Annotated in this window: 6 protein-coding genes; 5 read left to right on the top strand and 1 reads right to left on the bottom strand. The window is 34.5% G+C overall.

Annotation, left to right across the window (positions count from 1 at the left end; genetic code table 11):
• The first annotated feature begins 16 nt into the window (after nucleotides 1–16).
• The 4 genes from IAI56_RS07385 (at nucleotide 17) to IAI56_RS07370 (ending at nucleotide 10,945) form a co-directional block, all read left to right on the top strand.
• A complete protein-coding gene (locus IAI56_RS07385) occupies nucleotides 17–1,294 on the top strand; it encodes a nucleotide sugar dehydrogenase (protein ID WP_187657259.1) in 1,278 nt (425 codons plus the stop codon).
• On the top strand, nucleotides 1,281–2,339 hold the full coding sequence (rfbB, locus tag IAI56_RS07380) for a dTDP-glucose 4,6-dehydratase (protein WP_187657258.1): 1,059 nt from the start codon (nucleotides 1,281–1,283) through the stop codon (nucleotides 2,337–2,339). Before IAI56_RS07385 ends, rfbB begins: the two co-directional genes overlap by 14 nt.
• Before the next feature lie 287 nt (nucleotides 2,340–2,626).
• Nucleotides 2,627–5,425: a MopE-related protein gene (locus tag IAI56_RS07375; protein ID WP_187657257.1), complete on the top strand. Its 2,799-nt coding sequence runs from the start codon at nucleotides 2,627–2,629 to the stop codon at nucleotides 5,423–5,425.
• A 180-nt stretch (nucleotides 5,426–5,605) separates the two neighbouring features.
• On the top strand, nucleotides 5,606–10,945 hold the full coding sequence (locus IAI56_RS07370) for a chitobiase/beta-hexosaminidase C-terminal domain-containing protein (protein WP_187657256.1): 5,340 nt from the start codon (nucleotides 5,606–5,608) through the stop codon (nucleotides 10,943–10,945).
• A gap of 111 nt (nucleotides 10,946–11,056) precedes the next feature.
• On the opposite strand, the gene IAI56_RS07365 is transcribed toward IAI56_RS07370, so the two are convergent.
• Nucleotides 11,057–11,842: a LuxR C-terminal-related transcriptional regulator gene (locus IAI56_RS07365; protein WP_187657255.1), complete on the bottom strand. Its 786-nt coding sequence runs from the start codon at nucleotides 11,840–11,842 to the stop codon at nucleotides 11,057–11,059.
• Between the two features lie 141 nt (nucleotides 11,843–11,983).
• Here IAI56_RS07365 and IAI56_RS07360 point away from each other — a divergent pair.
• On the top strand, nucleotides 11,984–14,647 hold a 2,664-nt coding region (locus IAI56_RS07360), incomplete at its 3' end, for a MopE-related protein (protein WP_280527441.1).

Genomic DNA, 14,647 nt, shown 5'->3' with positions numbered 1-14,647 from the left:
AATTATAAAAAAAATCATGAATATTAAAATAGCAATTATAGGATTAGGTTATGTAGGATTGCCATTGGCGCGACTTTTTGCGACAAAATTCCCAGTTATAGGATTTGATATCAATCAAACTAGGATAGCTGAACTTAATTCAGGACAAGATTTGACACTCGAAGTAGAAGAAGATATTCTTAAAGCAGTTTTAACGCCTTCAATACCAGTTGATAAGGGTTTATTTTGCTCAGCAAATATTAATGATATCGCCAATTGTAATTATTACATCGTTACGGTTCCAACACCAGTTGATAAAAATAATCGACCAGATTTAACTCCATTATATAAATCGAGCGAAACAGTTGGTAAAGTATTGAAAAAAGGCGATATAGTTATTTATGAATCTACTGTTTATCCTGGTGTAACTGAGGAAGAATGTATTCCAGTTTTGGAAAAAGTTAGCGGATTAAAATTCAATGTTGACTTTTTTGCAGGATATTCTCCAGAGCGAATTAATCCAGGAGATAAAGAACATACAGTTGAAAAAATTCTAAAAGTAACTTCGGGTTCAACTCCAGAAATTGGTCAGAAAGTAAACGAATTATATAAAACGGTTATCACAGCTGGAACACACTTAGCACCAACCATTAAAGTAGCCGAAGCAGCCAAAGTGATAGAAAATTCGCAGCGCGATATCAACATTGCTTTTGTTAATGAATTGGCAAAAATTTTCAATTTATTAGAAATTGATACACATGCCGTTTTGGAAGCAGCTGGAACAAAATGGAACTTTTTACCATTTAAACCGGGATTGGTTGGTGGACATTGTATAGGTGTTGATCCTTATTATCTAGCACAGAAAGCACAAGAAAAAGGTTATCATCCCGAAATCATTTTGGCAGGAAGGCGTTTGAACGACAGTATGGGAGAATATGTTGCTTCGCAAGTAGTTAAACTAATGATTAAAAAAGGAATTGCCATTAACGGAGCTAATTTGCTGATGCTTGGTATTACTTTTAAAGAAAATTGTCCCGATGTTAGAAATACAAAAATTGTAGATGTAGTTCAGGCATTGGCTGATTATGGTATTAAAGTAACTATTTTTGATCCATGGGCAAAACCTTCTGAAGTAAAGCATGAATATAATTTGATCACTACAAATGAATTGCCAGCCGAAACTTTTGATGCTGTAGTTTTAGGTGTTGCACATAAAGAATTTACCTCCATCAATTTTTCTAAATTGAAAAAGGAAAATGGTGTTTTATTTGATGTAAAGGGAATATTAAACGAAATTGCAGATGGCAAATTATAATAAAAAAATCGTTATCACCGGTGGAGCTGGATTTATAGGTTCTCATGTTGTTAGACTATTTGTAAATAAATATCCAAATTATCAGATTTTCAATCTAGATTCATTAACCTATGCTGGGAACCTTGAAAATATCGCCGATATTGAAAAAAAAGAAAATTATCAATTTATAAAAGGAGACATTACAGATGCTGATTTTATAAATCAATTATTTGATAAGCATAAGTTTGATGGAGTAATTCATCTAGCAGCAGAGTCGCATGTTGACCGTTCAATTTCTGATCCATTAGCATTTGTAAAAACTAATGTCATTGGAACTATGAATTTGTTGAATGCTGCAAAATCTATTTGGGCAAACAACTACGAAAGAAAACGTTTTTATCATGTTTCCACTGATGAGGTTTACGGTTCACTTGGTGCAACAGGTTTGTTTACCGAAACTACGTCGTATGATCCAAACTCTCCTTATTCAGCATCAAAAGCAAGTTCCGATCATTTTGTTCGTGCTTATGGAGAAACTTATGGTTTGCCTTATGTTATAACGAATTGTTCCAATAATTATGGACCAAATCATTTTCCTGAAAAATTAATTCCTTTATTTATCAATAATATTATCGAGAAAAAATCATTACCCGTTTATGGAGATGGAAAATATACTCGAGATTGGTTGTTTGTAAAGGATCATGCTGTGGCTATTGATTTGGTTTTTCATGAAGGAAAAAATCATGAAACCTATAACATTGGTGGTTTTAACGAATGGCAAAATATTGACTTAGTAAAGTTGCTTTGCAAAAAAATGGACGAAAAACTTGGCAGAATTGCAGGCGAATCGGAAGAGTTGATAACTTATGTGAAAGATCGACCAGGACACGATTTACGTTATGCGATTGATGCGAGTAAAATTAATCGAGAATTAGGATGGAAGCCGTCGGTTACTTTTGAAGAAGGATTAGGCCAAACCATTGACTGGTATCTTGCTAATGAAACTTGGTTGAAAAATGTTACTTCTGGAGATTATCAACATTATTACGAAAAACAATATTCGTAAATATATAGAATAACAAAAAAAAAGGCTAAATCTTATGAATCTCATAATTTTTAGCCTTTTTTGTTTTTATTTTTTTTCTAAAAAATTTCCTTAGAATGATTTTACATACTCATTGTTAATAAATTATCAACACGAAAACGTTTTCGTTATCTAGTTTTTAATTAGTTTTATAATATTATGAATTAATTGTCTAATTTTATACGAAATTCATTTATTTTAAATAAGAAATAAATAGATTTTGCAATAAAATTTCTGTCAATTTTAAAACCAAAAAACAATTAAAAACTATGAAAAAAACATTACAAAGGGTATTACTGTGTTTTTCCGTTTTTTTATCTATGCCAAGTAATGGTATAGCTCAAAATATTTTTAGTGGAGAACCAGTTCAAGTGGTAGGTTCGTTCAACGGATATGCAACATCACCATACAATTCTGATTACAGAACTACTGGATACAGAAAAGTATCCACAACAGCAAGTAATCCTTCTGATGGAAGAGGACAATGGGCAACAACTATTAACGTGCAAAGTTCAGGTGGAAATGTAAGTCCTATAAATATGTCAGGTGGAGGTGGAAATGGGTTTTTATTTATTTCTGGACCATCGTCTAACCGTTTCCAAAACAAATGGGTATTTAGCGGAGTTGGACAAGCAAGTTTGAATGCGGTTAATGGAATTTCAGCTTTTAATAGCGGAAACGATATGGGTTTAAATATGAGTAATGTTGGTCGTTATACATTTGTATTTAATGATGCTGGTTATACTCAAACCAATGCTAAATACTACGTGGGTTACACTACAAACAATCCTGTAACTGTTTCAAATGGTGGCGTTACTTTTTCAAATGGACAACCAGTCATTTCAATTACTACAAGTGCTAATCCATCTGCTGGAGAGAATGTTTACGTAAGATACAGAGTTTCAAATAATGATTTTACATCATCAACTTCTGTGGTTCAAGCTTCAGGTTCTGGGGTTAACTGGTCGGCAACTTTACCAGCTCAATCATGCGGAAGTACTGTTTTTTACTATGTTTACACAAGCACAAGAACGTTATCTCAAATTAACTCTGATAGTGAGTCAGATAGAAGTTTAACAGTATTACGCTATGACGATAACTTTGGTTCAAACTATTCTTTTAGTGTAAGTCCAGTTCCAACAGCTGGTATTACTAACAATAGCGGAACTACAGTTCTTTCGTGTGGGCAACAAAGTATAAGTGTAACAGCAACTGGTGGTGCAACTTACTTGTGGAATGGTGGAGTTACTCCAAATTCAGCTTCAAATGTATTCACTACTGCTGGTTCATATAGTGTTGTGGTTACAGGTGCAAATGGCTGTACAAATTCAACTTCAATTACAATTACTGGAGTAGTAACTCCTCAAACAGATTATTATGTTGATAATGATGGTGATGGTTTTGGTGCTGGTTCACCAGTGTCAACTTGTGCTAATCCTAATCCAGCTTTATATGTTACAATAAATGGTGATTGCAATGATTCAAATAATCAAATTTATCCTGGAGCTACTGAAATTTGTTGGAATAACGTCCTAGAAAATTGTTCTGGAACTTTGTCTCAAGGCTGTACTCCTGTTGTTGTTAATATGGCTACAGCAAATAACAGTACTTTACCTTCGTTTGCTACTGCGGTTGCTGCATTTAATTACAGTTTTCCCGGAGCAACAACTTTACAGTACCGTTTTTCTTTTACAAACAATCAAACTAATGTAACTGAAGAAGTTGTTTCTACATCACGTTTTGCTGCTGTACCAGTTAGTATAAGAAATTATAATATTAGTTATAATGTTAGAGTTTCTGCTATTATTAATGGAGAAGTTGTGCCTTACGCAGGTAATACAATTACTATATTTAGTCCAGTTGTCCCTATGGCTAAGTTGTCGGCAAATCTTTGTAATTCAAATTTATCATCAATAAATTCAACATTATCATCAACATCAGCCTTTGGTGCAATAAATTATACTTTTAGAATTAGATTGACTAGTGATAATGGTGATGAGCCAACTTATGGTTATACAAATCCATCTACTTCAAGATTTACCAATACTAATTCATTTGTTGGTTTTCCACTTCAATACAACACTTCATACAGTGTTGCGGTTCAATATGAATTTATAGACATAGTAACAGGATTACCTACTTTATCAGGTTATGGTGAAGAATGTACTATAACAACTCCAGCAATTCCTGTTGTAAGTTTAAATAATTCATTTTGTGGTTCAAATGTTTCAAGTCTAGGAGTAACATTAACTTCTCAACCAGCTTCAGGAGCATTACAGTATGAATTTAGAATTCGTCTAACTAGCGATAATGGAATGCCACCTGCATACAATTATACAGTGCCTAGTGCAAGTCGTTTTTCTAGTTTGTCAGCTTTCCAAGGGATAACAATCGATTATGTAACTCAATATTCAATTTCTGTTCGTTACAAACTTTTACACAATGGCTCAGAAATATGGTCTGATTTTGGTCCTGAATGTACTATTACAACTCCTTCTTACCCTGTTACAGAGATTAATCCAGCACAATGTGGAATGACAGGAGTATCGCTAGATCAAACATTTGGCATTGTTCCATTCCCAGGATTCCCTAATTACAGAATTACATTGTTTGAACAAGTTGGGGAAAATTTAATACCTGTTGGTGCTCCAATTATTAGAACGGTACCAAATTTTAAATTGAACATGTTTCCTGGTGCTCAACTTGAGAAAAATTATAGTGCTGCAGTTTCAATTCAAATTGGAGGAAGTTTTAGAGAAGACGGAAAAAGCTGTGATATATCTACTATGACAGTTAATGAAATGCGTTTGTCTAAAGTACAACCTTCAGTTGTTTCCTATCCAAACCCTTTCAATGATACGTTTAACCTTGAAATTAATGGTTTTAATATCAATTCAAGCATCAATGTAAAGATTTATGATCTTCTTGGTCGATTAGTGGAACAACACGATAAAATAGCTAATGAACTAATTCAAAATCCAATTGGTTCTAACTTAACAACTGGAGTTTTCAATGTAATTGTATCTCAAAATGACACTGTAAAAACACTAAAAGTTATTAAAAGATAATTTTTCAAATCATAAAAAGTAAAAAGCCCTCAACTTGAGGGCTTTTTTTATCGATAAAAGGTTTGTAAAAATCGACGAACTAACTTATTGGTAATCATTAACAATTAGTTAATGTTTTATTGCTTAATTCCAAAAAAAATGCTATAATTTTGTAGTTGTCAAAGTTCAAATTATAACATTATGAAAGAAAAATTATTTTGTAATCTAAGGAAATCATGGCTTCTGATTTTGATGATTTTGCCATCTTTTTTTAGTTGGGGGCAAACCCCAAACGGTACACTTGATTTTGGAAATCCAACAAGTGGAACAACTGCAACTACAGCCAATACAGGTCTTGGTGGTGTTAGAGTGGGTACTGGAGGTGGTGGATTTACAATCCAAAATCCAGGTCAATCTATTGGAACTGATGGTGAATTAAGAGGTATTGCGCCTACAGGTGGTTCAATCAACAGTATTGCTGTTACTTCAACTGAGTTTGGTACTGCAGCTAGTACTTTTACAGTTTCTTTTGATTTACATCTTTCAGGTGGTTCTTCTGGAACTTGGTATTTTTTCGCAGGAAATGGTACAGGGTTCAATGCAACTCAATCATCAACATTTACAGGAAATCAAATTTTTACTGGTCTTCGTTGGGTTTTTGGTGCTTCCAATACTATTACTACCAATAATAGAAATGCTGGAAATTGGAATGCAACAGGTTTGTCAGGAACACCTTTTGCTCAAAATACAGCTTACTCAGTTACTATCATAGGTAATAACAGTGCGTCATCTGTCAGCTATACAGGTGGTTCAGTTGCTTCTAATACTTATGATTTGTGGGTTAATGGAGTTTTAGTAGGAGATGATTTAGCAAAAGCTCAATTAGCAGCTAACAGTAATATCAATGCTTTCCGTTTTTATGCTGAAAGTTCTACTAGTAATGTTGCTCAATTAGCTCTTGATAATGTAGTTTGGTATAACACTTGTGTTTTACCTAGTTCAGGCACTCCAACTGTTGTAGCAACACCTTCTATTGCTGCATCAGGTACAGCAGTAGCTACTGATACTTATGTTAATTCAACTAACATAACTTTGTCAACATCTACAGCTAATGCTACGATTTATTATACTACAGATGGCAGTACACCAACAACTTCTTCAAATCAATATTCAACTCCTTTTGCAGTTACAACTTCTACTACTATAAAAGCAGTTGCGGTAGCTGATGGATTAACAAATAGTGAAGTAGCAACAAGAGATATTACAATTGTTAATGCTCCAAATAATGATGCGTGTTCAAATGCTGGAGTACTTACTGTTAATGGTTCAGCTGTTAATGGAAATTTACAATATTCAAGCTTTGTATCACCATTCAACAGAAAAGATGTTTGGTATTCTGTAACACCTACTTATTCAGCAACGCATACAATCACTCTTTCTGATTTTTCAGGTGATGCTGATTTGTATATATTTGATCAATCTTCAAATTGTCCAACCACTTCTACAGATATTGGTTCTTCAATTTTAGATAATCCAGAAGTTATTTCTGTATTCTTAACTTCTGGTGTTACCTATTATATAAGAGTAGCAGCTTGGAATTCAGCGGCTGAAAATACATTCTCTATTCAAGTTACTGCCGATGAACCTCAGCCTTCAATAACTACAAACCCAGTAACAGTGCCTCAGCTTGCGGCTACTATAGGAAGTACAGATACAGAAACAATAGCAGTTAATGGTTTCCTATTAACTGAAGATATTTCAGTAACTCTTGAAGGTACTGACGCTGCACAATTTTCTATTTCTGAAACTAGCTTCACAGTAAATAGTGGAAACGCTTCGGGAAGTTTAGTAATTACGTATCAACCAACAACATTACAAACACAACATGCTGCTTCAGTTAGACTTTCTAGTCTTGGTGCCGATGATGTAGTGTTGACTTTAACAGGAGTACCTTCTTTGGCAACACCTGTAGCAACCGCTGCAACAAATGTTTCTTCTTCTAGTTTTACAGCAAACTGGGATGAAGTTTCAGGTGCAGAAAGCTATGAATTAGATGTATATAGAATGGTTGCTGGCGAAGCTCCAGAACTAGTGGTTAATGGCGGTTTCGAAACAGGCGATAAATCAAATTGGACAGGTTCTAATAATGCTAACTATACAGTTCAAACGTCTTCTCCAAATTCTGGAACTTACTATGCTTCTCGTTCTCAAGGAACAGGTTCATCTGTTCTTCAACAAGATGTTACTGTAGAAATCGGACAAACGTATGTATTCTCTTTCTGGTACAATAACTACAATGGTTCTGATTCTAATGGTTTAAAAAACTATACCATTCAAGGTACATCGGGCTCTAATTATATCGATGCAGGAACTCCTAAGTTAGCCGCAGCAAGTACTTGGACTAAATACGAAAAAACATTTACGGCTACCAGTTCAATTATTAGAATCAGTATAAGAGCTTATCAATTAGCAGATATCGATGATATCAGTTTAAAATTAGCAACTGGTGTAACTTCTATTCAGTATGTTCCTGGTTACGAAGCATTAGCTGTAAACGGAACTTCTCAACAAGTTTCTGGACTAAGTCCTCAAACAGAATACAGCTATGTAGTAAGAGCAACAAGTGGTACTACTACAACTTCAAACTCTAATGAAATCGATGTAACAACACTAGCTGCTCCACCTACATTTGGTACAGTTTTCCAAAGTGGTGATTTAGTATGCGATGGTACTAACGCTACTTTCTTCATCACAGGATTAATTGCCGATAGCGTTTCAAATATTACTTATACTATTAATGATGTTGAATTCACTGCCAATAATGTAGTGGCTAACGCTTCTGGTTTAGCAACACTTTCTATCCAAGTTTTCGAAGAAAACAATGGTCAAAATTTAGTTATCACTCAAATAGAGAGAACAGATGCTACAACAGCTCCTTTTTCTCCAACGACCAACAACACAGTAGTAATTAGTGTTTCTGCTAACCAAACTTGGTATCAAGATACAGATGGTGACGGATATGGAAAAACAGACGTTACTATAGTTAATTGTACTCAACCAGTAGGTTATGTACTTTTAAGCGGCGATTGTAACGACAATAACGCATTGATAAATCCTTTTGCGATAACTATACCAGACTTAAACTTTAAAAATTACTTAATTAACAACAGTAGCATTAATTTAAATGGTGATTCAGAAATTAGTTGTGATGAAGCAATTGCTTATTCAGGTGTAATCGATGTTAATTCGCTGAATGTAAGTTCTTTAACAGGGATTGAAGCTTTTATTAACATAACTGGTTTGTTTTGTGCTAACAATCAATTAACAAATTTGGATTTATCGATGAATACTGCTTTAACTAGTTTAGGTTGTTTAAACAACCAGTTAACTACTTTAAATTTGTCTGCTAATTCGCAACTACTATATTTGGATTCTCGATCAAATCAACTTACAAACTTAAATGTTAACGCCTGTACATCATTAATCTCGTTACTTTGCTCCGGTAATCAGTTAGCCAGCTTAGATGTTTCGACAAACACTGAACTACAACAAATTGATTGCTCTGGTAATCAACTAATAAATTTAGATGTTTCTTCATGTGATAGATTATTTACGTTGCATTGTTCGGGTAATTTACTTTCTAGCTTAGATGTTACAAATAATACGGCACTCAACAGTCTTTTATGTGGTTTCAATCAATTGTCTACTTTAGATGTATCAAATAATAATGTTTTAACTTCTCTTAGCTGTATATTTAATCCTAATTTAACATGTATTAAAGTATCCAATGTTGCTGCGGCTATTTCTAATCCACAATGGATAAAAGATGCAACAGCTATCTATCGATTGAATTGTGAAACACAAACCTTCTATCAGGATATTGATGGTGATGGTTTTGGAAATACATTAATAACAACAGAATCGTTGGAACAACCATCAGGTTATGCAGCATTAAGCGGCGATTGCAACGACAACAATCCAGCAGTTAACCCTGGCGCAACAGAAATTTGTTGGAATGGAATTGATGACGATTGTGACGGATTACAATCAGAAGGATGTTCACCAGTAGTGGTAAACATGGCAACGGCAAACAATACAACCTTGCCATCCTTTGCTATAGCAGTTTCGGCTCAGCCATACAGCTATGCAGGTTCTACAACAAGAACCTACAGATTTACTATTACAAACAATCAAACAGGCGTTTCACAAGAAGTAGCTTCGCCAACACGTTTTGTTACTATACCACAAAACATGCGTAACTACAACGTTAGCTACACAGTAACCGCAGCAGCAGTTATTGATGGAGAGAATGTACCTTATGCAGGTAATACCATAACAGTGTTTAGCCCAGTAATTTCATTAGTGAAATTAGCGCCAGCAAGCTGTGGAGTTACTTTAGCAAGCTTAACGTCAAACATCAGCTCAACAGTAGGATTAAATGCAATCTCATATACTTTTAGAGCAAGATTGACAAGCGACAACGGACCAACGCCACAGTATTACTATGTACAATCACCAAGTAGATTTGTATCGATGAATTCATTCATTGGATTAACACCACAGTATTCTACAAGCTATACAGTAGATGTACAGTTTGAGTTTATTGATGTTATTTCAAATACAGCCGTTCAATCAGGTTATGGAGAAACATGTACAGTAGTAACACCAAGTATTCCGTTAATTGGATTAAGTAGCCCAACATGTGGAACAACAGTAAGTTCGTTAGGAGCAACCATCTCGGCAAGTCCAGCCTTGTTTGCACAACAATACGAATTCAGAATTCGATTGACTAGCGATAATGGTCCAGAACCAACTTATTATTATACAGTTCCAAGCGCAAGTCGTTTCTCAAGCTTATCAGCTTTCCAAGGCGTAACATTACAGTATAGTACTAGTTACACAGTATCGGTAAGATACATGATAATGAATGGAACTACTCCAGTTTGGTCAAACTTTGGACCAGCATGTGCTGTAACAACGCCATCTTTCCCAGTAACGGAGATAACCCCATCATTATGTGGATTATCAACAACAGGCTTAGACCAAACGTTGACTATAGTGCCTTATCCAGGTTTCCCAACATATCGAGTTACTTTATTCGAGCAAGTAGGAGAAGATTTGATACCAGTAGGTTCAATTGAACGTACAGTACCAAACTTCAAATTGAACATGTTTACCGCAGCAACAGTGAACAAAAACTATAGCGTATCGGTAGCAATTCAATTAGGAGGTGTATTTGGACCAGACGGGAAAGCGTGTGACATTTCAACGATGGTAGCGCGTTTAGCTAAAGTTCCATTTGCAGTTGTAGCTTATCCAAACCCATATTCAAGTGCATTCCAGTTAGATGTAAACACATCAGAAACTGCTGGAATTGACATTACAGTATATGATATGGTAGGACGATTAGTAGAACAACGTTCAGTATCAGTTAACGAGATAGAAACAGTAGCAATTGGTGAGCGTTATCCATCAGGTGTTTACAATGTAGTTGTAACACAAGGTGAGCAAACTAAAACACTAAGAGTGGTAAAACGTTAACAATTAGAATTTAGAACTATTAGTTTACTAAAAAAACCCCTTTCGATTTTCGAAAGGGGTTTTTGTCAAATTTTAAAAATAATTATTAATTACTTATCAACTAAAACTAGTTTAAATCAATCTTTCGGAAATTGTTTTGATGATTAGTTCGGAAACTTGTTTACAGTTGGTTTTTCTGAGAATATTTTTTCTGTGATTGTCAACAGTATGTTTACTGATGAATAATATTAACGCAATTTGTGTGCTGGTTTTTCCTTTTACAATTAGGTCTAATACATCTTTTTCTCGTTTTGTTAAGTTGTACGTTTCATGGGAAGTCTGTACTGAAATGTAATCATCAACTTTTACATTATAGTATGATTTTTCACCCTCTAATCCAATAAAAGACAGTCCAGATGGTTGGTTGTTGGATTTTAAATGGGTAATATCCGTTTGTACTCCAATAACACGAATAACTGCTCCGGTATCATCTGTTTGAATAGTAACCGTTTGCATTAATATCCATTTGTAATCACCTTCAACGGTCTTCATTCTATAATCATAACTCACTTTATATTTAAGAACTTGTTCTGGAGTTAACTGACCAAAAAATTCCGCTACTTTTTGTTCGTGTGCTAAAAATCTTTTTTGATCATTAGGATGCATGTTTTCAAAAACATATTGAGGGGAAAAATCTTCAGTATTTTCTACTTTCATGATGTTTTTAACATTCTCGCTAACATATTCAAAAGTTGCAGTAGCTGGATTAAAAATGTAATAATAGTAGTCGCCTACTTGAAAAATGTCTAGTAATTTTTTATGGATTTCTAATTCAAAATTCACATCCATAGGTTTATCCTGATACCTAGCAATTTGATACCAAGTTTTTTTCATTTCGTCAAATTTGAGTAATTCCATATTTTTAAATTAGGTCAATAAATCACTATAAATAGCTATTTTAAACTATTTTCAAAAATAATAAATTTGAATTTTAAATAAAACACTCAAATTAAAAGAATTAAATTCTAATTAATAATTTTAATATAATCAAACTCAAATATGAAAAAGAACTATTTTTATTTATGCATCCTTTTTTTAATGAGCTTTTTGCTTAATGCTCAGCCAGGGGCGAACGATAACACTTTCAACATTACAGTTGGTGAGTTTTTTAATTCTGGTGCTAATGATAATGTTATTACATCGGTAATTCAGTCTGATGGTAAAATCATTATTGGAGGAAGTTTTACTAATTACAATGGTATACCCATAAACAGAATTGCCCGTTTGAATACGGACGGCAGTTTAGATACAACTTTTAATACGGGTTCAGGGGCGAATATTCACGTATCTACTTCCGCAGTTCAACCCGATGGCAAAATAATAATTGGGGGTTTTTTTACTAGCTTTAACGGTAGTTCTATAAACCGTATTGCTCGTTTAAATTCGGATGGTAGTTTAGATACTACTTTTAACACAGGTTCGGGGGCTAATAATACTGTTTGGAACACCGCAGTCCAACCCGATGACAAAATAATAGTTGTGGGAGAATTTATAAGTTTTAATGGCACAACCAGAAACCGTATTGCTCGTTTGAATCCGGATGGAAGTGTTGACACCACTTTTAACACGGGTTCAGGGGCTAACAATATAATTTATACCACCGTAGTCCAACCCGACGGCAAAATAATAATTGGTGGAGATTTTACAAGCTTTAATGGCACTTCCAAAAACCGTATTGCCCGCTTGAATACGGATGGGAGTTTAGACACTACTTTTAATCCAGGTTCGGAGACGAATAGTATTATTTATACCGCCGCAGTCCAACCCGATGGCAAAATAATAATTGGGGGTTTTTTTACAAGTCTCAACGGCATAATCAGAAATTACATTGCTCGCTTGAATCCAGACGGGAGTTTAGACACTACTTTTAACCCAAGTTCAGGTGCTTATAGTGTTATTTATACCACCGCAGTCCAACCCGATGGTAAAATCATAATTGGTGGGAATTTTACAAACTTTAATGGCTCAACAAGAATCTGTATTGCCCGATTGAATTCGGATGGTAGTTTAGATACTACTTTTAACCCGGGTTCGGGGGCGAATAATACTGTTAGGACTACCGCAGTTCAACTCGATGGCAAAATCATTATTGGAGGGGATTTTACTCAATACAACGGAATTACAAGAAATAGAATCGCAAGGCTTTTAAACGCTATTACACCTGTTCCTGACTCAAATGGTATTCTTTATGTTAAGAAAAATTCTAGTGGAAACGGTTCTAGTTGGAATGATGCTTTGGGAGATTTAGCAGAGGCGTTATCCGCAGCTGAAAACAATCCAACAATAACTCAAATTTGGGTAGCTCAAGGTAGCTATGAGTCCGTTGGAACAGGTTTGAAAATGCGTAACAATCTTACTATACTCGGTGGTTTTCCTTCAAACGGTAACCCAAACCTTTCAGATAGAAATTGGAATATTTATCCTACTGTAATAACGGGTAATGGAGTTAGAAGGGTTTTTAATAATGGTTTCTTCAATGCTGAGGCACTCAATAATACTGCTATTCTAGATGGATTTACAATTCAAAACGGGTATAATAATGTTAGTGGTGCAGGTATGTATCTTTTTAACGCATCTCCTATCTTTAGAAATTTAGTTTTTGAAAACAATCTATTAGCTTCAGGTGGTAATGGTGGAGGTGCAATATTTTGTAGAGAGTCCTCTCCTGTTATCTCCAATGTAATTTTTAGAAATAATTCTGCTGCTAATGGTGCTGGTATGTTTAATTTTAATGCTAATCCAACATTGGAGAATGTTACTTTTGAAAATAATCTAGCATCAAACTCCGGTGGAGGTTTGTATAATTTTAATTCTTCACCTGTAGTTTCAAATGCTGATTTTGCATTTAATGAAGCGGGATCTGGTGGAGGAATATATAATAATGGTGGTAATCCAACTTACTTCAATGTAACAATACACAATAATATTAGCAATGGATTTAATGGAGCAGGAGCAGGTATTTACAACCAAAGTTCAAATGCATCTTTCACTAATGCATTAATTTACAAAAATACTTCACAAGGTAATACCTCTTCATATGGAGGAGGTATAAGTAGCCATGACACCACTTTAAACCTCACAAACGTTACATTAGCCGATAATACCGCGTCTGTTGGAAGTACTTGTTATAACTTTTATTCTACAGTTGTTGTTAAAAATAGCATCTTAAAAGGTACTTATTTTAATGATACACAAAGTAATATGAGTTTCTCGAATTCTAATTTTTCGTGGGATGTTTTTACAACCAATGTAACTTTGGTTACTTCAAATATTGTCAACCAAGATCCTTTATTTGTTAATCCTACAGAAAATGATTATAGTCTTACTTCTTCAAGTCCTCTTCTCGATGCTGGAAGAAATACATTCTTTGAAAATTTAACAAACAGTTCAATAGACATATTGGGGAATCCAAGAGTTTTTAATCTCAATCAATTTGGTATTATAGACATGGGAGCTATTGAATATCAAGGACTATGTGATGGAGCCTTAACATTTTTCAAAGATAATGACAACGACGGATATGGTACGGACAATGAAAGTGTTTTAGCATGTACTCAACCAGTAGGTTATGCAGCATTAAGCGGCGATTGCAACGACAACAATCCAGCAGTTAATCCAGGCGCAACAGAAGTTTGTTGGAATGGAATTGATGACGATTGTGAT

This window comes from Flavobacterium macrobrachii (assembly GCF_014486675.1).
Taxonomy (GTDB): Bacteria; Bacteroidota; Bacteroidia; order Flavobacteriales; family Flavobacteriaceae; genus Flavobacterium; species Flavobacterium macrobrachii.
The sequence above is the reverse complement of the archived record's forward strand: the minus strand, read 5'-3'. Positions and strand labels throughout refer to the sequence as shown.